This is a genomic window from Butyricimonas sp. DFI.6.44 (assembly GCF_022132345.1).
Classification (GTDB): domain Bacteria; phylum Bacteroidota; class Bacteroidia; order Bacteroidales; family Marinifilaceae; genus Butyricimonas; species Butyricimonas muris.
This window is the reverse complement of sequence record NZ_JAKNJD010000004.1, coordinates 40,135-62,315: the sequence shown is the minus strand read 5'-3', so window position 1 is coordinate 62,315 and position 22,181 is coordinate 40,135. Positions and strand designations below refer to the sequence as shown.

The window sequence follows — 22,181 nt, the reverse complement described above, 5'->3', positions numbered from 1 at the left end:
AAAATTCCGCCACTCCCGTTTTCATGTATCAATGAAACAGAAGTGGCGGTAACCACAAAAATGCATTATCTTCTACTTACAACTTCCTGTTATTCACATCCCTCAATTTCCATTCCAACTCTTTCATAAGTGCTTTATTGTCACTCCTAATATCTTTCTGGAAATAAATCGCTTGTTCCAGCACCGTCTTGGCATCCTCGAAATACCCGATTCGAGCCAAAAAATCAGCTACATAAAAAGCCGTTTCGCCATACAAACGATTAGCGTTAAAAGCATAAAGAACCCACTCTCTACACGCCTCCTTAGTCTTTTCATCCGAAAGTGAAAGTTTCCAGAAATAATCCGTCCACTCCACGATACGGGGTGTCGTGAGTTCCCCGCGCTTCAAAATACCTCTGGCAAACAATTTCAAAAACTCCGTCTGCCCTTCCTTACGAATCTCATCTATCACACGATCCTTCTCCGCCTTCATCAAAGTATCGAGGGGATATTCTTGCATCAACCGTTCCATAAAACGAGGAAATTCCACCTTGAACTCCTCTTCCCCAACACGATTTTCCACCCAATAGCAAAGCTTAATATACTGAGGCGTAGCAAAAAACAAGCCACGCCCTCGAGAGATATCCAAATCTCCATCCAACACGTTACCGTTCGGGTATATCTTCCCTCCATAATCGGCGAACTTCGCTTTCAAAACCAACAATTCGTTCAACCATTCCCAGTTTGCCGTTTGAATACTCTGTTTCAAAAATCTCGAAATATGATACTGCACGGGAAATACCGTGTAATAAATAAAATCCTCGTAAAACTTCTCATCCAAAATCCGCCCGTCATTGCTAACCTTCATCGTTTCATCCACCAAACGAGTCATCAGTTCCTTGTCATACACAGACATCTCTTCGAGTAACTTATTATTTTTGCTAATCAACTCCTCGGTCGGCATAGCTTTCAAACAAAGATTCACGGCTGCCGGCTTATTACGCTCATTGGCAGATTGATAATATTCATACAGCATATCCCTATCGGCTGTTCCGTTTTTCACGGCTGCCACAAAATTATCTTTTCCCCCGTGACGCTCGTACAGGGCAATCATTCTCCCTTCGGAAATAAAATGCTCTGCGTTTCCGGCTCCCGTCATTTTATGCACCACATCCCCTTTACCATTGATAAAATAGAATGTCGGGTAAGCATCCGCCGGATATTTCTCCGTGAATTTCTTACCTTCCGGACTCTCGGCATCTATTTTATAATTGATAAAATTCGAGTTATAAAACGCACCCACCTTTTCTTGGGGGAAAACTTTAGTTGCCACTTGCTTACAGGGACCACACCAAGTGGTGTAAACATCCACGAAGACCACTTTATTTTTCTTCTTTGCTTGAGCCAAAACTTTATCCCAAGTACCCGACTCGAACTTCACACCTTGCGCCTCAACCGATAGAGAAGCAAACATCACGCAAACCAACAATAGTACTACTTTTTTCATATTCTAAAATATACTGTTAATAATTTATTTATCCATACACTCACTCTAGCGAGTCACTTTTTTCCATTTCCATTCCAAAAACTGCCCCTCGTAATCCTCGAAATAGAGAAGTCGAAAGGGGTGATACCCCTGTTGCAGGGCAATATGCCCGAATGCCGACACGGCTGCATGAGAACCGTCATTATCAACCACTTTCCGGTCACCGACGTAAAGTACGCTACCATCGTCAGACTTCAACTCGAACTCGTAAACACCCCGTGACGGCACCCGAATCCAGCCTTCCCAAATGTAACCATAGTGGTCCTCACGAGGAGCTTGGTCGATGCGAATCACGGGCATATAACCGGAATCCGCGGGCTGTATCTTTTCCATATCCTCCACGCTGGTAAATTTACCCTCGTAATAGCGATAGCGAAAACCTTTATTCAGGGCGTGCGGTTTTTCAGCAGGACGATAGACGGCTTTTACCGCAGGCAATTCCAGCAATCGACTGGGGAGATACCCCTCCTTGAAACCCCGCACGCGAAGAATTGCGGAAGAATCCAAACGAATCGCCTCGTGATACAAGGGAGAAAAGGGGGTAGGCTCACTACCGTCCAGCGTGTAATGCAATTCGGCACCGGAAGTCGTACATCCTATTTCAAAAACAACGGCATCCTCGAAAAGATAAAGGTCTCGCGAAACATAGGGAATGGCAACCTGCTTATCACGAGTCATGGAATAAGGTTGCCCCGAACTGTAACCGCCCCATTCCGTACAAGGCTCCGCCGAAAGTTCAAACGACAACTCACCTCCTTGCATCAACTCCTCGTAAGTAATAAAACAACGCTTTATTTCCCTACCATTCAGACACACCCGGCGGATGTAAGTATTAGAAGCGGGCTCATTGGCCGTAATGACCAATCGTTTGCCATTTGCCAAACAAATCGTCGCCTCGGGAAACAAAGGGGACGTGAGAATAAACTCGTTGGAACCGGGACACACGGGATAGAACCCCAGACTGCTCATAATGTACCAAGCGGACATCTGCCCACAATCCTCGTTACCGCAAATGCCGTCAGGAGTCGGTCGGTACATCTCTTTCAAGATGCGACGTACCATTTCCTGCGTTTTCCAAGGCTGTCCCGCGTAAGTATAAAGATACGCCATATGATGGCTCGGTTCATTGCCATGGGCATACTGACCAATCAATCCGGTAATATCGGGCAAATCGCTCTCGACCGTCGAAGTCCCATGGAAAAGAGAATCCAAACCCGCGAGAAACATCGCCTCTCCCCCGTAAAGCTGTATCATCCCCCGTACATCATGAGGAACAAAGAAACGATATTGCCAAGCATTAGCCTCCGTGTAAGCACGCCCAACCCGGCAAGGGTCAAACGCCGGTTCCCAATTACCATCCAATCGCTTGGGACGAAAAAAACGCCCGGAACCGTCAAATACATTCGCGTAATTACCGGCACGGAGAGCGAAACGCCGTGCTGTTTCACTCTCTCCCAATGCCGTAGCCAAACGGGAAATACACCAATCGTCATAAGCAAATTCCAACAGGCAGGATACGGATTCCCGTCGTAAATCGGAAGGAATAAAACCATAACGGATATAATAAGCCGCCCCTTTGGCGTTTTTCTCGGCAGAACGAGTCATTGCCTCCAACGCTTGGCGGGCATCGAAACCGCGGATACCTTTCAAATACGCGTCCGCTATCACGGAAACGGCGTGATAACCAATCATCGTATTCGTTTCACCCGAGGAAAGCGACCAAATGGGAAGTTCTCCCGTGACATCATAAATATTCAGCATGGAATTGACCATATCGCCGACCAAAGTCGTATCCAGAAGCGTCATCAAAGGATGCCATGCACGAAAAGTATCCCACAAAGAAAAAGTAGAATACTGTTTACGGCGACCGTCAACCTTACCCGTCTTCATATCATGACGCCGATAGTCACCATTGGCATCACTGACTAAATTAGGCGTGAGAAAACTATGATACAAGGCGGTATAAAAATTAGCACATTCATCCGCCGTGCCCCCCTTCACCCGTACGCGGGAAAGCACTTGCCGCCACCGTTGTTCCGCTTCCCGGCGGAAATGGTCAAATCCATCTCCCGTGAAATCATGTTCCAGATTATCGCGAGCATTTTCCTCGCTGACACACGACAACCCCACATACATTTCCACGGACTCCTTCGGTAAAAGACGGAACGTGGCAATAACCTGCAATCTTTCTCCCGTGATGGAATCGACAGAATCAACCGTTTTTCCCTCTTTCACCCATCGTAGAGAATGAAACGGACGGGAGAAACGGGCTATAAAATAAATATGCTGATTATCCACCCACCCGGAAGTATTACGTCCCCCGCGTATCTCGTTATCACCGGTTCGTTCCATCCGTGCCTCTTTGATTTTATCGTCACTCAACGCATGCGCCAAATCCACAACAATCGACACCTCGCCACCCCGCTCGAAAGTATAACGATGCACACCCGTGTAAGGGGTTGCGGTCAGTTCCGCTTCTATTCCCTCCGCGGGCAACTCCACCCGATAATAACCGGGCATAGCCTCTTCCCGTTCATGAGAAAACGGATGAGGAGGCATCCAGTCGGCAGTCCCGTCAGGCGAAAGCTCTCGGGAAGAGGGATATACCAGAATATCACCCCAATCGATGCAACCCGTCCCACTCAAATGCGTGTGCGAAAACCCGAACAGAGTTGAATCACTATAATGATAACCGGAACAGGCATCCCAATTCCCTCGCCGCGTATCCGGACTCAACTGCACCATCCCTTGCGGCACCGTTGCCCCCGGGTACGTATGCCCGTGGAATCCCGTCCCGATAAAAGGATTGACTACATTAACCGCCGAATCTTTCGGCTCGGAACAAGCCACACACAGCAACAACGCCATGTACGCCGTATTTATTATTTTCATCATTCAAGCAACTTACGTAACATCTTCAAATCATCCGTCCCCACCAAATCAACACCTATCTCTAAAAACAATTTCTTCACCGCTTTCCTCTCCGGCTCCCCCCACCAGCGGAAAAGCTTATTCTCGCCATGAGCCTTATCCAGTATCTCCTTCATCTTCCTGTACTCCTCTTCCGGCATCTTCCCTCTCCCCCGCCAAGTAAAATAACGGGAATAATGATCACTGACCACCGGAATCAACGTGGTCGGCTTCCCGACCCCGAGATCCCGAATCATCCCGTCGAGAAACATAAAGCGACTCTGTTCTCGCGACAACACACGCGTGGGACGTTTACCGGAGATAAAAAGCAACACGGCTCCTTCCCGGTATTCCCCCTCGTCCAGCGAGCAAAAATATTTCCGGTAAGGTTCCATCTTCTCTTTCAACACTCGATAGAGTTCCTCCGCGTCACTTTTAAACTCAACCATCAAGAAAAAAGGGCGTTCACTACCGGGATACACCTTTCCCCCGTTTGCCTCTATCCGTGCCACCAAAGGTTTCAAGTACATATTCTCGAACGTGCGGGCAGCTCGACGAAAAAACGGCTTGCTATGTCCCACGTACACGTCCCCGTCTATCAGCCACAAATCCGCCTCCACGCAATTAAAGCGACAGGACAGGGCGTCCTCCAACGGACGGCGGCGCCAATAGTCATTATGCGAAAACGCATTATAGTGAATCTTCTCCCGAGCCTTTACCGGAAGCGTACGATTCAACACCGGCTCCACCGTTTCCAACTCCCCCTCCCCGTTTTTCCAACGGCAGGAAGCCACCGTCACCCGGTCATCCTTGATGCGCAACACGGCAAAAGAGCCATTGCCATCCTCGTCTTTCCAAGCGTTATTCACCTCGTAAATCGGGTATCCCCGGTACTCCGACATCATGGCGGTATGCGTATGCCCGGCAAAGAAAGCGGCAACATTATATTTGTCAAGCACGTCGAACAACTCCTCCCGTGCCTCCCGAGGCCACCATTCGATTGCCCACGAGTCCGTGCCATAGTGTTGAATATAAACAACCGGTTCCCCGTTGGAAGCGTACGTCTGCAAATCCGCTTTCAACCACTCCAAATTACTCTCGCAATAGGAAGTATCTCCCGCGTACCGTTGCGCATGCACGAAATGCACATCCCCCGCATTCCACGAATAACTCCGGCTGGAAGGATGCCAGTTCAGAATCTCCCCGTTTCGCAAACGAACAGCCAAAAGAGAATCCAAATAATTCTTTATCAACTGCAAATGTTCCTCGTTATTGGGTGCGCCATCCCTCGCCACGTCCAAATCATGATTCCCAAAACCGGGATAAACCGGAAAATGAATCCGCCTTTCCCCCTCCCCGCGTTCATACCGCTGACGGTAAAGGTCAATGATTTCCGGACGGGAACGGTCAAATATATCACCGGCTATCACCACGCCGTCCACCCGGCTAATCACCTCCCCGTCGGGCATCACGAAATGTCCCGGCACCCGATTCATCGCCACCACGTGATAGTATTGATCCGTCTCGGGCAAAAAATCGAAATGCAAATCAGCCGCAATGATAAAGGTAACATCCCGTTGTCCGCAAGCAACCTTCCCCGCTCCCGCCCACACGACAAGGATAAAAAACAATGCAATATATTTCACCATCTCTTTATAATTTCAACAGCGATTTAATCTTCTCGAAAATATCGGTATTTTCATAAATACCCGTGAACGCTTCCGCCCCGGGACCAAAGGCATAAACCGGAACCATAACACCGCTATGGCTACCCGTGGAAAACTTACCCACGATCTCACCTCGTTCCAAATCACCGCCCACCAAAGTCAGTCCTCCGGTTTCATGATCGGCAGTCACCACCACCAGCGTATTCCCGTCGGCAGCCGCCCACTCGAACACCTTGCCTATCGTACGGTCAAAATCCAGTACCTCCTCCACCAGAGGACGAAGTTGATTGGAATGCCCGTAATCGTCTATCTGCGACGCCTCCACCATCAGGAAAAAACCTTTTTTGTTACGTGACAAAAGTTCCAAGGCTTTCAAGGTACCCTCCGTCAGCATCTCTCCCCGCTCTGCCGGACGAGGCAAATCGTGATCCGCCCAAACGGCAAGCACTTTTCCGCTTTCGATAGCGTCCAATTGCTCCTTATTCTCCGGAGTCCGGTACCCCAACGCCCGCATCTCTTCCATAATATCACGACCATCCTCCCGTTCACAAAAATACCGCTTACCGCCACCAAAAATAAAATCAACACCACACCCCACGTAATCCGCGATAATCGCTTCCGCCTGCTCCCGGTCACTGTTGTGCGCACAGAAAGCGGCAGGGGTGGCATCATTCAAACGGCAGGTAACCACAACCCCCGTGGACTTGTTTTTAGCGGCAGCCAAATCCGTCAAAGTAGTCAACGGCTTCCCGTCCGGATCAACCCCCACCGAATGGTAGCGAGTCTTATGTCCTGTCGCCAAAGCCGTACCGGACGCCCCGGAATCGGTAATCAAACGGTCATAACAATAAGTCTTCGCCAACCCCACGCATCGGCAATTCTCAATATTCAACTTTCCCCGGTTGGCAGCCCATGTGGAATACATCGTCATCAGGCTCATACCGTCGCCAATCATAAAGACCACGTTCTTCACCTTCCCTTTCGTCGGGGATACAATCTTTTTCACCGGGCTCTCTTTGTCCCAAGTCACTTTAATTTCACGGTCTTTGCCCTGTCCAGCAACCATTGCCGGACAAATGAGCAAAGCGCACACAAACAACACAAAACACAATCTAATCATTACTTCAATTTTTTCAAGTCTTCAAAATCTACCGGATACTTGCATCTGTTTTTCACCTCCCCGCCTTTCAGCCGGACATACGTTTCAAATTCCCGTTTCCCTTCCGTCAATTCAATCACCCGCACCCCCGGTTCCAAACACCCGTAGGCATTTTTCCCGGCGGACACACGCCCGTATCCCAACGCTATATCATAATATACTCCTATAAAGTCATTTTCATGGTCATGCCCCGCGAACACCCCCATCACCTGCCCCGACTCTTTCAACACGGTAAACAACCCGCTATTCAGCCGCGGGCAACAAATTTCTTCCAACCTCACCCCGAACGTCTTCCCGTTCCAAGCATGGTTATATTCCGACAACGGGATATGCATAAACAGCAGCGACGGACACTCTCGTCTTGCGCTCTGCTCCCGCAACCAAGCTATCTGTGAAAAATCCACCCACTGGTATCCCCCCACCTCTTTCAACTCGCAATTACTATGCGAATCCAAAAAATAAAGCACAGCAGCCGTCGCCCGGCTCTGCTTCCCCTCTATCTCCAACACGTAATTCCCGACACCCTTCACGTTCCCCTTGCTCATCAAGCAATTGGGAGCCTCCTTCACCATCTCGTAAATCTCCTCCCGACTCATTCCCTGCTCGTGATCATGATTCCCGAAAACCATCGTCCACGCCACCCCGCACGTTCTCATTTGCTCCACCAACCGTCCCCATGTCGCTTGCGGATTCAACTCTGTCACCTGATCCCCGGTAAACACCACCAAGTCCGGTCGCTCCTCCCGTATCACCTCCTCCAACAATTCAAAACACACTTCCGACTGCCCCTTCTTCAAGTTAATGTGCATATCAGTCACCTGCACAATCTTAAACCGTCCCTCCCCGTCAAACTTCAAACGAGGCTGTGCAACCAATTCTGCGACTTGTACCATAAAACACGCCAATAGGCTGATGGAGCAAATTACTTTTTTCATAATGCTAATTTATTCTCAAATAATAAAATTAATCGTAAGCAAGTGGAGTCGAATTAGAATATATATTTTCAGAATAATAGTGCAATTTACCAACAGATTTTTGCTCCACTTGTACAAATTTACGTCCATTATATTTGTATGTCGTTCTAATCACTTCTGCCTCCAATGTCCCAAAATCTTCATTAAATTTAGCAGCAATATCCGTTTTCAATTCTCCTACAACTACAGTATAATCCTTATCAAATAACCAATCTTTAACAATAAATCTACGAGTATCCGCCTCCGTTTCAAACCGATCATTAAAGTCATGTCGATAACAAGTACCTACTTCAAGGCGATCACAAATTTCATAAGTTTGAGCATCTATCAAATACAGATAGAACGTATGACTATCCTCATAATGAACACGAGCCTCTAACAAAATCATAGTTCCCGCATTATTAACATACTTCATAATAGCTTGAAAGCCTTCTGCTTTTCGAGGCGTAGAAAAAGCAAAATCATCATACGTGTACAAATTTTGCCTATTGTAATTATCCACCAAACAAGCAACATCAATAAAATCAAATTGATCCAACGGAACAAATAACGAACCAGAAACCCCAACTTTACTAATTTCTTCCCATGTTCCCCAAAACGGCATTGCTTTTTTTACTGTTTCCGAAAGTGTATAACGAATAGTTTCCGGACGCTCATCTGGTTCAATTGGCTTTATGCCATATTCTAACTCATGTATAATTTCACTTCTTAAATCTTCTACAGAACGAACTATTAAATCAACAACTTGCTTACAACGAGAACTATATATTCTAAAACTTCTAAAATAGTTTTCGAGATCTTCATCATTCTTAAATAAATCTCTAGACTTATTTATACACAAATCTTGATATACTCGAGCAGCATCTTTATCGAAACGATTAATACATTCATACCATTTTTGTCTTAGTACACCTTCAGAAATAATTGTATCATAAGACTGGTACAATTCTATAAATTGACGCTCAAACAAATCAACACGTTGAAGGAATGCATTCATATTCTCAGTTACTCCCCTATCCACAGAGCGAGATAATCCCCCACCTTCTATCAAAATATTTTCTTCCAAATCCAACTCATTGAATTGCTGATTTTCTATCACACTTTCACAAGCAAAACAACATGCGAATAAAAAAACGATAAACAATAAACGATATTTCATATCCACAATTTATTAAGTTTAACTTCGATTTTCCCTACATAAGAAGAGTAAGGAAGAAGCCTTTTTCAGCTTCCCCCTTCTCTTAATTCACAACATATAAGACTATTATTAATCTTCTTTTCCTGTAAAAGCCCACTTGCTCTTCCAAGCCCAACGGAGCGGGCAGTTATCCGTGATAGTACGGATACGTTTCATCTGATCCATAGTAATGGCAGTTCTAAAAGAATAGGTATCCATGATATTTGTGGAATAGAATAATAATCCGTTCTCTGTCACCTTTAAGCGATTATTAGCATCATTTCCATTATTGTCATACCACTCTTCTCGATAAATCTCGTAAGGCACAGTATCCTCGCAATAATCCGATGTTATCCCTTCTCTCGTAAACTCTGTCGGCAACAATCCAAAGAACTGTCCCACTTGCCCAAGTTGTCCCAACGATAATTTGTCACCTGTCGAAAATTGCCCAAGATCAAACATCATACCAATGTCACTAAGCTTCCAGTCATTTTTATCCATCGCTTCAAATTCCTCAGCGTTTTTTTCCTGCATAACAGGTATTCCTTCCAAAGGTTCTGTTCCTGTCAAGATAAACCGAGGAGGTATTGTAACTGTTCCTATTGTCCCAGGCATAGTTTCTACAATCCAAATGTTCAAATACTTTTTATAATCCCATAAAAGGTCTTTTTTAAAATCATTTTTGATACAAAACTCAACACCATCCCCTTCAATATACCACCACTCATTCTGATATTTACCCCTTGTCCAACGATTTATTCCCTTTTCCTCCATTTTTGTTCCATCAGGAGCGTATTCTGCCAGTTGAAAACGAATACGGGTATCTACATTATTCGGACCAAAAGCAACTTTACGCTCAAAAGTATTCACCATTGTGTTGAAAAACTCGTAAATCAAACTTGCATCCAACTTAGATCCTCCTGTTACACTTTCTGTGGTTTGAAGTACATGGAACACCACCGGATAAGTGATCATTTCATACTCATTCTCTGCAAAAGGCTCTCGTAATTTCACGGTAAACAAGTCTGATTTCATTCCATTTGCCGTGATATAAAAACTCACTTTACCTTTTGACACATCAGTCGTTCTGTATTCCGGTCCTCCCAATTCGGTACCATCTTCCAAGAAATACTTAACCATATCCCCGGAAATCCGATCTACCGGTATTCTACCATATACTTTCTCCCCGTCTTTTCCCTCTGCTACTTGATAAAGTTTCGGATCCAATGTCAAAGTAGCTACACCATCAGCGATCAACTGCTCAGCATCTGCACCTAACTCCACTTTCTCAATTTCAACATTGCTAAAATCGAGCACCTCTCCTTCTTCCGGTGTACATCCGATAAAAATGCCTAGCGATAAAAGCAAATATAATAAATTCTTTGTCTTCATAATGTTAATCTTTTAATTGCCAAACCGGATTTTGATCTAAATACTTGTTATTCTCCAACTCACTCGTCGGGATCGGGAAGGTGTAACGATAATCTCCCGCACCATTCAACGTATAAGTCTGACCAATAATTGTGCGCTCTGCTTTCAATCCCAAGCGTTTCATGTCCATCCACACGTAATCACCCTCTCCCACAAATTCTTTACGACGCTCCCGGTAAATTTCCTGCAACAATCCCTCTTTATCTGAAGGAATCGTGTAAGTCCCTGTATATCTAGCCTCTTTAAAACACTCTAGTATAGCTTTTGCTTCATTCAACTGATCGGTCATCGCCAAAGCCTCTGCTTGAATCAAGAAAGTCTCTGCTAATCGGAATCCGACAAAAACGATCCCCCAGTCCCCACTCCAACCATAATCAGTAGAATGTTTATCCAAGCGAATATTAGTACCGCTACCCGTAAAATAATACTCATTACGGATATCTCCTTCCGATACAGGAAAATAAGTATTTACAAACTCATTACTTATATACGCATTTCTCAATATTGAAGTATTATTCATAGAAATACTACTTGACATTCTGAAACGCAAAGCAGCCTCATTAGTCGAAATTCCACTATTCTGTTTATTCGGATTAAACAAATCTGACAACTTATTCGGATCGCTCTCCAATACAACCCCATCCGTCTCTTTAGTTGCATATAAGATTGCATTTTTCCAATCATTGACCTCTGCCGCAGGGGAAAGTGCTTTAAAACAATAAACCTGCGCAAACAATCGATTCACGATATGAGTATCATACATCCTATTAAAACCATCCCGCATAGGAGTCCGCTCCAAACGAATTTCCGCTTCATGCAAATCACTCAAAATTTGTGCATACACCTCCGTCTGAGGAGCACGAGACAAATTCACGTCCTCGAAGTCATCATAAGAGTTCAAACACAAAGGAATACCTAATTTATTATTATCATAAGGAGCAAAATACTGAACCAATTTAAAGAAACAGTAAGCACGCATAACGTATGCTTCTCCCATGATATAATCGCGCATATCCTCATCCCCCATTGCCGTTTTAGCTTCATGGATAAGTAAATTCATCAAACCGATAGGTTTATAAAATCTTCTCCAATAAGTTTGAGTATCTTCTGAACGCCAATCAGCCTGTTCTACATCCTCAACCGTCATTCCTGCATCATCTGCCGCCAAATTAGATAAATCCCACTCGCCGGTATAAAGCATCATCGCCTTATAATCATAAAAACGACCGAAAGGTGCAACTGTTCCCCCCATACCATACGCATCACCATCAGCACGCATACTATACAAAAAGCTAGATAATGCCTGCTTGATACTTTGCAAGTCTTCCATCGAGATCACGTTCTTAGGGGTTACATTCAAAAACTCTTTACAAGAGGTAACTCCTAAAACCAATAAAAAACTAATTAAATATATAAACTTTCTCATAACATCTGTCTTTTAAAAGCCCAAAGAAAGATTAAACATATAAGTACGAGGATTCGGGTAGTTGAATGCTCCTCCGGTAGTCACGTCCAAACCGCTGTACTTTGTAAATACAAACACATTGCTCACCTGCAATCCCACGCGACAACGGCTCAATCCGATATATTTGAACCAATCACCACGCAAATCGTAGGATACCGTCAAATCGCGGAATGCCAAGAAATCAGCCTTTTCATACCTATCATCCGTCAACATCCGGCGATAGTTACGATCTTTAAAGCTATAACGAGGTGAATCGGTAATATCTCCCGGGGTTCTCCAGTGATTCATTGCACTTCTCAAACGATTGGTTCTGGAAACATGTATCTCGGAACTTCCTCCGCGAGGAGCATATTCTCGCTCATTAAACGTCTCCAACAAATGACCTGCGCTATAAGAAAAACCTAAACGTACCTCCAACTGTTTCCAAGACAATGTAGAAGTAAATCCTCCGGTCACCTTCGGATTCAAGGTCCCCAAATTTACCAAAGAGGCGGTCATAACATTCTCGTCAAACTCGCTATCCGTATCCTCCATTACATACGGGATCTCATCTATTGACACCTCTTTACGCTCCGCCCATACCTCTCTGGCTCTCTCTGTCAAATAGAACATTGCATTACCCGTGGCAGGATTTACTCCGGCAAAACGGTGTCCGAAAATCGTTCCGGTAGCATACCCCTCGATATTGGCAGTACTACCATACCAATTCACATCTTGAAACTCCTCGAAATTCTTGATAAAGGTGTTCGTAATTTTGTTCTTGTTTTGTGCGATATTGAAGGAGTTTACCCAATACACATCCTTACCCAAGTCCAAACGGAAGTTGATATTAAACTCCCATCCCTTATTCTCCAACGAGGATACATTGGTACGAATGCTTTCACGACCATAAGAAATAGGAGTAGTCATGTCTCCCAACAAATCACGGGTGGTATTCCAGTAATAGTTAAACGTACCACCGATACGGTTGTTCCAAAAAGCGAAATCCAAACCGATATTCCGGTCTTCTTTATGTTCCCACTTGATATTCGGGTTCGGGAAAGTCACGCTTTCTGCCATAAACAAACCGTCATATTTCTCTCCACTCAAGTAAACCAATGGCATCGGGTAAGAACTACGGTCAATATTTCCCGTGTACCCGTAAGAAACACGTACCGCCAAATCGGAAATAAAGTTCACGTTCTTCAAGAAATTTTCCCGCATGGCATTCCAACGGAAACTGGCTGACCACAACGGGGTAAAACGATTATCCGTACCGATAATATCCGCCCCATCAAAACGAGCGTTCACGTTGAATACATATTTATCCCGTAATGTATAAGTAAATGCCGCAAAGAAAGAAGCCGAACGGTCCTGCGCCTCACCTGTACCCATCATGTTATTGAATATGTTTTGTCTTACAAAGTTATCATACTTGATTTGCCCTTCCGGATCATAAAAAGAGGGGAACGTGGTAAAACGATAGATCTGATTAAATTCCGGGAAGTCATGGAAGTTATTATAACTTTTACTACCTGAAATCTCAGAACCGACAACAACAGAGAAAAAATGTCCCTCCAACTGATCGTTATTATAGCTAAGCAATCCTCTCAACGCAAAAGCAGTGGAACGACCGGAACCTTCTCTCAAATAACCGTTATTATAACCCGCCGGTATTTCTTTTTCCGGATTTATCATCAATGCCGCTCTCACGAAACTTGCATTCGCGTAAGAAGCATACGTTTCAGGACCTGCCCACTTCTCCGTGTTATTCGTACTATACGTCAACGATCCGCTTACATCTGCGGTCAATCCTTCCATGATTTTGTAATTGAATCCCAAACGGGCAGACACATCCGAGGCAATACTCTTATTCTGCGTTTCATCCAACTCACGCAAGATATTGAATGTATCGAACCTATAACCATATTTCAAATCACTCCAGTTGTCACCCAAATAACTCAAATCAGCAGCGTAACTACCATCCTCGTTGTATGGCTTTTCGTACGGGTTAGCAAAAACCGCATACTTGAACGGGTCTACAGCAGAAGCATGATCAACATCCTCGCGATAATTTCCTTCTACTTGGAAATGCAATTCCAAATTCTCTATAGGTTTATGACGAACTTCCAATTTTGCGCCCAAATTATTATAGTGATTACTTTTCAATACACCGTCTTGACCGCTATAATTCAATGAAGCATAGTAGTTTGTTTTAGCTGAACCTCCGCGCATCGACAAGAAATGAGAATGCGAAAATCCTTTCCGGAAAATCTCGTCAAACCAATCTGTGTTCGTGGAACGCAACCGATTTAACTCGGCATCATATTCTGCCGCACTAATACGTCCTTGTTTATAATTATCGTAAATCTTACCCGCTAACCCGGCTTGATCGGCACGATGGAAATCCCGCATCAACTGAAGCTCAAAATCCACCTTCTCGCGACCGTTCATAAAATCCAAATCAATGCTCGGTGCCGATACTATACCGAAACTACCGTTATAACTAAAAGTAGCATCCCCTTCGAAACCGCGTTTCGTCTTGATCACAATCACACCGTTAGCAGCTCGCGCACCGTAAATAGCCGATGCTGCCGCATCCTTCAAAATCGTGATTGACTCGATATCCGCCGGAGAAAGGTTACCGATACCGTGATCAAGTGCAGACTCCTGAATATTTCCCGCGTTAAGCACGTTAATGGATGCCACACCACCTTGCAAGGGCAGACCGTCTACCACCCACATCGGCTCCTTGTTACCCGATATAGAGTTGTCACCCCGGATACGAACACTCGCCCGTGTTCCCGGAGCTCCGCTGGTCTTGAAAGAATACAACCCGGCAACCTTACCTTCCAAAATTTGGTCTATGCTCTTGAATGCACTATTCTCCAACTCCTTGGCAGTAATCACCGTCACCGAACCTGTCATTCGATCCTTGCGGATTTCCTGATAACCGGTCACGACAACCTCATCCATCTCGTTCACCTCTTCCTCCATGTAAACCCGAATCGTGTCTTTCAACATCTGATCGGTCAAAGCCAAAGTCTTCCTTTTATACCCCACGAATGAAAATTCCAAAGTCGCTTTCTCGGTCAATTCCATGGTAAACCACCCGTTCACATCGGTAGAAGTCCCGAGGGGTACCCCTGCCACTTTCACCGTCACTCCCGGCAAAGCCTCCTTGTTCTGGTCGTACACGAAACCTTTTACCCGAAACGCTTTTTTCTCATCCTGCGCGGGCTTCACGGCAGGAGTAATCACGATATAATCGTCCACGAACTTGTACGTCATACCGCTTCCGGCAAGTACACGTTCCAGCACATCTGCCAACTCCATGTCCTTGAAATCCGCGTTCACCTTCTTCCGCAACGCCAACCGGTCGTCATTATAAATCACGATCTTGTTCGTTTGCTTACGAATCTCCTCGAAAACCGTCTTAATCGACGTTTCCCCCAAATTCATACTCAATTTTTGCTGTGCCAAACTGTTCGCGGATAACGTACACACGAAACAGACACACAAAATCCATGTTAGTTTCATAATTCTCCATAATTGCTGCCGCTTATTTTTTGACAAAACAAGCCACACTACATTACTTTTTTTCATACATTTGTGAATTAAGTGATTCTTAATGCTCCCCCGGGAGTGACTACCGGATCGTGCTCCCAACACTTTCCGGTATTTTTATGCCCCTTCGGAAGCGGTTTTCTACTTTATTTTCCGCTAACTATAATTGCATTTCCATTGATTTTAAAAGTTACATCCGTCGTTGCCTCTATCAAAGAAAGAATATAATCCATGTCATTATATTTCCTGAAAGCACCCGTGAACTTCAACTGCTTCAAACGCTCGTTACTGAAAAAGAAACTCACCCCGTACCAACGTGCCAACTTATCCCCCAACTCCTCCAACGGCATCGCGTCAAAATTCAAAGTCCCCTTTTTCCACGCGGCATAAGCATCCGCATCCACCGTACGCACCTCGTATTCACCACTCTCGTTATTCATCACGAACTGTCGGTTCGGGGTCAACACCTCGCTAATCTTCCCGCTCGTCACGTCCACCTTCCCGTTCACCAAAGTGACTTCCGTGCGGGCATCCTTCTTGTAAGCCATCACGTTAAACCCGGTGCCCAATACCGTCACGTCCAACCGACTCGTGCGTACCACGAAAGGACGCTCCTCATCCCGCTCCACCTCAAAATAAGCCTCTCCTTCCAACTCCACCAATCGCTCGCTCCCGGTGAACCGTACCGGATATTTCAAGCGGGATTCCGAATTCATGTAAACGACAGTCCCATCGGCAAGCAACAAACGGTACTCCCCACCAACAGGCACAATCAACTCATTATAAACCGTTTCCGTCACTCCACCACCTTTCTCCCGGCTATAATCAATATAATCCTTCTCCCGCAAAATCGATTGCCCGTTCTCCCGTATCGTGTCCGCCTGCTCGCCTCCCAAAGCAACCCGCTCTCCCGACGAAAGCACCAGCAACGCCTTCGACTCCCCGGGCTTACCCACCGGAGCCTGCACCATCGCCACGGGCATATTCTCTTCCCCCGACGGCAAAAACATCCACGCCAACCCGACCGCCAGCACCACTGCCGCCGCCACACTCCATCCGATACGCACCACACGCTTCCGCCCACGGGCTCCCCGCTTGTGCTCCACAGCTTTCCACGCGGAACTCATCTCCACATTTTTCCATCTCACGGCATACTTCCCCGTGTACCAAGCCCGCTCCACCTTGTGAAAAAACACTCGATGCTCCTCGCTCTCCCGCACCCACGCCTCCAACTCACATCGTTCCTCCTCGCTTGCATCTCTTGCTAACACACGGTAAATCAACTCTTCTATGTAATTCGATATAGTCATACTTTGTTTTTTACACAAGTAAGACTAAATAAAAATCAAAACGGGTGAATGAAGGGTGTATTTTTTTTTGAAAAAAAACAACCATACGCTCCTATTTCAACTCCCGCGTGGGAATAGCGTAAAGACACGGCCCGTCCTTCGTGCGGTCGACAATAAACAACGTGCTACGGCGGATACAGAACTTCTCGGGGGCTTGCAACGTGATGCCACCGACCGTCGTGTAATCCTTCACGATATCCCCCGTTTCCGGGTCAACTTCGCAAAACTTCTCGTTGCCGTTAGAAGTCACGAACAACCTACCCTTGTAAAAATCCAGCGCGTAAGGCATGTTACGATAAGCCAACTGCTTGACACGTTTAAGCGTCACACCCTCGCGTATATCACCAAGAGCGAAAACATCTATACGCTTGGACGGATGGGTGGAATAAAGCAATCCCGCCCGTTCATCGACCGCCATGCCGTAAGCGGCGCTCACCTCGCCCAAATGCTCCGACCGAATGTACAAACGCGGTGCCACGTTTCCGGGCGTCAACACCCCCTCTTCCACGAAATTGACATAACGCTTGTCATGAATCGCCACCATCCCCTTGTAAAGCACAACGTCGAAAGCGTGCACGGTTTGAGAAGGCCCCGTACCCCACGCCCCGGTTCCGATACACGTGACAAACCGGTAATCCCCCGCGTCGAAAATCTCCGTGCGACTCCCCTCGTGAGTGACATATATCTTCCCGTTAGCACGCGTAACACCATTCGGTCTACCACCGAACGTTTCCGTTTCGTCCCCCCGCGACCATTCCCGGATACTATGCAAATGCTGTTTCATACTGTTAGGCTCGAGATTGAACACCTCCACGCTATAATTATTGTCAGCATCATTCACCACGTACAAGGTATTCCCGTACGCGTACACGTCTTTCGGGCGGAAAGTGGCTGCCGTTGCCCCGGGCACATCCGCATAATCCAACCGGAAAGTCAGCGGCATACCGTCATCCCCACCCGTGTCCGTCACTCCGCGCAACGGGGACAAACCACCATCTAGGGCATCAAGTTCCGGATCCTCGATAATATATTTTGACGCCACGTATATATCGTCAAAATACCTGTTCTTGCACTTACGGGTATGCAGGAAACGGCGGGAGTAAACGGGCAACTCCTTTTCACGCGACAACTCGACGTACACGTTATTACACAAGGTAATCCACCCGGGTCCCGTCTGCTCATAGGTCATATTCCCGGCATGCCCGTATCCCACGCAATGCGCGAACTCATGAAAAAGGGTTTCCGTGATGCTCTTATCATCGGCATAATGCTCAAGGTAACACACCTCGTGCATCCCGTACGTCGTGCCGCCACCCAATCCCATCACACCCGTGGTATAACCGAAAACCAACCCGCGGTGATTAAGCACTCTTGTCAATAAAGCATGCTTGTCAATCTCCACCCTGTCATTGTTACTATGTAGAGGTCCGAACTCGTGCAACGCCTTCTCGAACTTCTCCGACGAAAACATATAACTCATGTTCAACGCGATCGCCACCGCCTCACGCGTGTGTGAAGCCTTCATTTTATACTTCCAGCTTGCCTGCGTGTCGCTATACCTGCCGAAAGCGATATTCCATTTACAACGGATAGATTGCAACCTTGCCCAATAAGGATCGTCACACTCGATTCTAAAAGAGATATCCTCCGCCGTCAAGTCCGGGTTTGCCGTGATAAGAATCTTTTTTCCGCCGCGAGTGTACGCGGTCATATCCGTGGTGACAAAAGGCACAGGCACCCGAAGCTGTTGGAACGGCATGATTTTCTCGAGCGACATAAACTCGACCTCCTCGTCGTACCCCTCGATGGTTGCCCAAATCGTCACGCCTTTCAAGGCTCTCGGGCTATAAAAACGAATCTGGAAATTGAGCTCGTCATCCAGCGAAATTTGCAAGGGCTGCGTCACGAGAAAACTTCGCTGCTTCGAATCGAAATAAACATCCGGGGATTCGTCATCATTCAACAAATAATACGTGTTATTCTCGTTATAATCCGCCACCGTCAACCTGACGGGTAATTCATTATCCACAATATCCTCGTCTTCGACAACTGTCACCTCATCCTTCTTACAACCGACCAATAGTAAGAATATACCCACCCAAAACAACAGGCAGGTTGAAAAAAATCTTTTCATCGTCTGTCTCTGTTTAAAACTACATTCTACTTGAAAATAATTACTCCTCATGAAAAAGGGTGGCAAATATATATATTTTAAAATATTCACGCAAAGCTATCACTTCATATAACCTTTAAGAGGGCTTTAAGCAGGATATAAAACCGAGTTGGGTGAGTTTTGGGCGACTATTAGGTGACTATTAGGCGGCATCGCCTACACTTAGCCTACTTATAGCCCACTCTTCGCCCACGTTTTAACAAGAAATAATCTAATTTAACTTGACAAATATTCAAGCCATCCCTGCCATGAACATTCCAACGGGAAACAAGCATAAACCAATAAGGCTCAATATGGTGTAGCACGAGTATAGCTTCAGGATAGCTACGTTACCCCGCGTCAGTTCAACTTTCCGAATTACCCGCGCAAACGAATAATAGAATCAACTCCTGTTCGCTTTGCAGTTCTTCACGCAAAAGCCGCATCCCGTTGCGCAACAAAGTTTTCACCGTGTTCAGCGATACATGCAACTCGTCGGCTGTTTCCTGATATTTCATGTCCTGCATCAACACGCAATTCAGCACTCGTCCCGTCTGTTCGGGCATTCGGGCTATCACAGCAGTTACCCTATCCACGATTTCTTGGCTTAAAGCCGCCGCCGAATCTGCCGCCACGTCAATGGACGTGAAGTCCACGCGGGCACGCATCACATCGTTCTTGTGCAAGTATGTATAACAACTATTGCGCACGGAAGAGAAAAGATAAGAACTGAGCGCCTTGCTCTCGATACGTTCGAGATAATCGTCTTCCCACAAACGCACGAAAAATTCCTGAACGAGATCTTCCGCCATCGTGTCGTCACTAATCAATGTCCCGGCATACAACACCAGAGGACGATAGTAACGATCAAACAGCACGCGAATCCCGTCCTTACGATTCTTCGTGAACCTGTCAAGTATATCTCTATCATCTTTCCGCATCAATACAAAAATAAATCTTTTTCACCAGTGACACACCAAAAAGGAATAATTTTATTTATCAAAACAACAAAGTTTCCCGCTTTTCCAAGTAAGACTGCACCAAACGGGATACCGCGTAATTACCTACCTCCTCATCCGGCACCTGAAGGTACTTCTGCATGGCAGGAGAGAAAGCATCTACCAGAATCTCGTAGAACACGGCGTAAATTACCCGGTGGGACAGCACGTGCTTTTTAGCCGTGAACTCCCGTTTCACGTTGATACCCGTCATTCCGCCGAATAATGTATTGAATCCGGTCACTTGTTGCAACTCTCCCCAAGACACGGGAGATGCCGTTTCGACCAACGGGAACTCGTAAAGATTACGCCAGATGTCATTTCCCGTGCGCTTGGAAAGCAAGGTTTTACCCTGACCGCGGATATGCAAATAATTAAAATAACGGGGTTTAACCATGGTCTTCCCGTTCTTCACGGGTAATTGTTCCACTCGCCCGGAAGCCAATGCCAGACACTTCCCGTTCAAAGGACAAGAATCGCAAGCCGGGGATTTCGGGACACACTGCAAAGCCCCGAATTCCATCATCGCCTGATTAAACAGATCGGGATGCCGTTCGTCCAGTAACGATTGTGCCAATTCCGTGAAATACTTCTTTCCCTCGCCGCTATCAATAGGCATCTCCAAATCGAACAGCCGGGCTAACACCCGGTACACGTTGCCGTCTACCGTGGCGTAAGGTTGTTGATAGGCGAAAGAAGCTATCGCGGCAGCCGTGTAATCCCCGATCCCTTTCAGTGATAAGATATCCTCTCTCGTCCGGGGAAAAACGCCGTCGAAAGAATCCACGATTTGCTTTGCCGCCGCGTGCAGGTTGCGGGCACGACTATAATACCCCAAACCTTGCCAGTATTTCATCACCTCATCTTCGTCAGCTTCCGCGAGGGAACGCACATCGGGAAAACGTTGCACGAAACGGTTGAAATAATCCAACCCCTGCGCCACTCTGGTTTGCTGGAGTATAATCTCCGAGATCCAAATCAAGTAAGGATCGCCGGTTTCCCGCCACGGCAATTCCCGCTTGTTCTTCTCGTACCAGTGGATTAAAATACCACTTATCTCTCTATCATCCATATCTCCTGATTAACGGGTACGAAGATACAAAAAACATCGGAATACAAGGCGAACATAAAAAAAGAGAACTGCCGATAATCGACAGTCCCCCTCATTCACTCATAACATAAAAATCTATCCTTATTCCAAATGGGCACGGATCATCCAAGTTACTTTTTCCTTTTTCTCAATCATGTCTTCCAAGAAATTGGATGTTCCGAAATCTTTCGAGCCTTCTTTATCCATGGTTTCCAAATCAGAACGTATCTGACGGATAACTTCTGCATTGTCATCCAACAAGGCTGCCAACATCCCCTTTGCATCGGGAAGCGGTTTCTCCTCGTCTTGTTCTTTGATGCGGTTGTGCTCCAGACAGCCTTTCAAAGACCCGATAGGACGTTCGTCCAAATCACGAACACGCTCGGCAATACTGTCGATATCTTCAATCAGGCCGTTATAAAGATCTTCCAAGAACGTGTGATAAGATCTGAAGCTCGCGCCTTTCATATTCCAGTGGTAATTCCATGTTTTAGCCAGTAAAACAAAATGATCAGCAAGCAGGTTATTTAAAATTGTTTTACTTGATTTGATCATTGATGCGTCTAAACCAATATTTCCTTTCATCATAACTATAAATATTTAAAGGTTCTTTGTATTTCATTGTAAACACCTATAGAAACGAAAAGCGGTTGATAAAGTTTCACGCGGAACATTTAATTTTTACTATATTTTTTCGACACTCTAACCAAAGAACGACTAAATACCCATATTTCGGAT

General features: G+C 45.9%; 14 protein-coding genes. All 14 read right to left on the bottom strand.

From position 1 onward, the window contains the following. Positions 1 to 76: 76 nt before the first annotated feature. The 14 genes from L0M98_RS06920 to L0M98_RS06855 all read right to left on the bottom strand — a co-directional run bounded on the left by L0M98_RS06920 (position 77) and on the right by L0M98_RS06855 (position 22,031). Entirely contained in the window at positions 77 to 1,486 is a 1,410-nt protein-coding gene (locus L0M98_RS06920) for a thioredoxin family protein (RefSeq protein ID WP_227215436.1), read from the bottom strand. Positions 1,487 to 1,531: 45 nt separating this feature from the next. After that, the gene (locus tag L0M98_RS06915) at positions 1,532 to 4,420 is read right to left on the bottom strand and encodes a GH92 family glycosyl hydrolase (RefSeq protein WP_370645593.1); all 2,889 of its coding nucleotides are present in this window, start codon (positions 4,418 to 4,420) and stop codon (positions 1,532 to 1,534) included. Beyond that, positions 4,417 to 6,084 (bottom strand): metallophosphoesterase, encoded by a 1,668-nt coding sequence (locus tag L0M98_RS06910; RefSeq protein ID WP_227215437.1) that lies wholly within the window; start codon positions 6,082 to 6,084, stop codon positions 4,417 to 4,419. The genes L0M98_RS06915 and L0M98_RS06910 overlap by 4 nt, the downstream gene beginning before the upstream one ends. Positions 6,085 to 6,088: 4 nt before the next feature. Continuing rightward, positions 6,089 to 7,222 carry an alkaline phosphatase gene (locus L0M98_RS06905; protein ID WP_255723090.1) on the bottom strand — a complete coding sequence of 378 codons (1,134 nt, stop codon included), beginning with the start codon at positions 7,220 to 7,222 and terminating at the stop codon, positions 6,089 to 6,091. Beyond that, on the bottom strand, positions 7,222 to 8,196 hold the full coding sequence (locus L0M98_RS06900; protein WP_227215438.1) for a metallophosphoesterase family protein: 975 nt from the start codon (positions 8,194 to 8,196) through the stop codon (positions 7,222 to 7,224). The genes L0M98_RS06905 and L0M98_RS06900 overlap by 1 nt, the downstream gene beginning before the upstream one ends. A gap of 28 nt (positions 8,197 to 8,224) precedes the next feature. Continuing rightward, positions 8,225 to 9,400 carry a hypothetical protein gene (locus tag L0M98_RS06895; RefSeq protein WP_227215439.1) on the bottom strand — a complete coding sequence of 392 codons (1,176 nt, stop codon included), beginning with the start codon at positions 9,398 to 9,400 and terminating at the stop codon, positions 8,225 to 8,227. 102 nt (positions 9,401 to 9,502) lie between these two features. Then, positions 9,503 to 10,804, bottom strand: coding sequence for a hypothetical protein (locus tag L0M98_RS06890; RefSeq protein WP_227215440.1), 1,302 nt, complete (start codon positions 10,802 to 10,804; stop codon positions 9,503 to 9,505). A 4-nt stretch (positions 10,805 to 10,808) separates the two neighbouring features. Next, positions 10,809 to 12,269, bottom strand: a complete 1,461-nt coding sequence (locus tag L0M98_RS06885) for a RagB/SusD family nutrient uptake outer membrane protein (RefSeq protein WP_227215441.1) — start codon at positions 12,267 to 12,269, stop codon at positions 10,809 to 10,811. 12 nt (positions 12,270 to 12,281) lie between these two features. Beyond that, positions 12,282 to 15,893, bottom strand: a complete 3,612-nt coding sequence (locus tag L0M98_RS06880; protein ID WP_227215442.1) for a SusC/RagA family TonB-linked outer membrane protein — start codon at positions 15,891 to 15,893, stop codon at positions 12,282 to 12,284. A gap of 107 nt (positions 15,894 to 16,000) precedes the next feature. Beyond that, positions 16,001 to 17,164, bottom strand: coding sequence for a FecR family protein (locus L0M98_RS06875; protein ID WP_227215443.1), 1,164 nt, complete (start codon positions 17,162 to 17,164; stop codon positions 16,001 to 16,003). Between the two features lie 91 nt (positions 17,165 to 17,255). After that, the gene (locus L0M98_RS06870) at positions 17,256 to 19,337 is read right to left on the bottom strand and encodes a hypothetical protein (RefSeq protein ID WP_227215444.1); all 2,082 of its coding nucleotides are present in this window, start codon (positions 19,335 to 19,337) and stop codon (positions 17,256 to 17,258) included. A gap of 383 nt (positions 19,338 to 19,720) precedes the next feature. After that, positions 19,721 to 20,296: a sigma-70 family RNA polymerase sigma factor gene (locus tag L0M98_RS06865; RefSeq protein ID WP_186977956.1), complete on the bottom strand. Its 576-nt coding sequence runs from the start codon at positions 20,294 to 20,296 to the stop codon at positions 19,721 to 19,723. Positions 20,297 to 20,354: 58 nt separating this feature from the next. Next, positions 20,355 to 21,425 (bottom strand): A/G-specific adenine glycosylase, encoded by a 1,071-nt coding sequence (gene mutY / locus L0M98_RS06860; RefSeq protein WP_227215445.1) that lies wholly within the window; start codon positions 21,423 to 21,425, stop codon positions 20,355 to 20,357. A 120-nt stretch (positions 21,426 to 21,545) separates the two neighbouring features. Next, positions 21,546 to 22,031, bottom strand: a complete 486-nt coding sequence (locus L0M98_RS06855; protein ID WP_227215446.1) for a Dps family protein — start codon at positions 22,029 to 22,031, stop codon at positions 21,546 to 21,548. Between the last annotated feature and the right edge of the window lie 150 nt (positions 22,032 to 22,181).

Coding starts and splice junctions, on each gene's coding strand:
- L0M98_RS06920 (WP_227215436.1), bottom strand. CDS start 1,486: ATGAAAAAAGTAGTACTATTGTTGGTTTGCGTGATGTTTGCTTCTCTA.
- L0M98_RS06915 (WP_370645593.1), bottom strand. CDS start 4,420: ATGATGAAAATAATAAATACGGCGTACATGGCGTTGTTGCTGTGTGTG.
- L0M98_RS06910 (WP_227215437.1), bottom strand. CDS start 6,084: ATGGTGAAATATATTGCATTGTTTTTTATCCTTGTCGTGTGGGCGGGA.
- L0M98_RS06905 (WP_255723090.1), bottom strand. CDS start 7,222: ATGATTAGATTGTGTTTTGTGTTGTTTGTGTGCGCTTTGCTCATTTGT.
- L0M98_RS06900 (WP_227215438.1), bottom strand. CDS start 8,196: ATGAAAAAAGTAATTTGCTCCATCAGCCTATTGGCGTGTTTTATGGTA.
- L0M98_RS06890 (WP_227215440.1), bottom strand. CDS start 10,804: ATGAAGACAAAGAATTTATTATATTTGCTTTTATCGCTAGGCATTTTT.
- L0M98_RS06885 (WP_227215441.1), bottom strand. CDS start 12,269: ATGAGAAAGTTTATATATTTAATTAGTTTTTTATTGGTTTTAGGAGTT.
- L0M98_RS06880 (WP_227215442.1), bottom strand. CDS start 15,893: ATGAAAAAAAGTAATGTAGTGTGGCTTGTTTTGTCAAAAAATAAGCGG.
- L0M98_RS06875 (WP_227215443.1), bottom strand. CDS start 17,164: ATGACTATATCGAATTACATAGAAGAGTTGATTTACCGTGTGTTAGCA.
- L0M98_RS06870 (WP_227215444.1), bottom strand. CDS start 19,337: ATGAAAAGATTTTTTTCAACCTGCCTGTTGTTTTGGGTGGGTATATTC.
- L0M98_RS06865 (WP_186977956.1), bottom strand. CDS start 20,296: ATGCGGAAAGATGATAGAGATATACTTGACAGGTTCACGAAGAATCGT.
- mutY (WP_227215445.1), bottom strand. CDS start 21,425: ATGGATGATAGAGAGATAAGTGGTATTTTAATCCACTGGTACGAGAAG.
- L0M98_RS06855 (WP_227215446.1), bottom strand. CDS start 22,031: ATGATGAAAGGAAATATTGGTTTAGACGCATCAATGATCAAATCAAGT.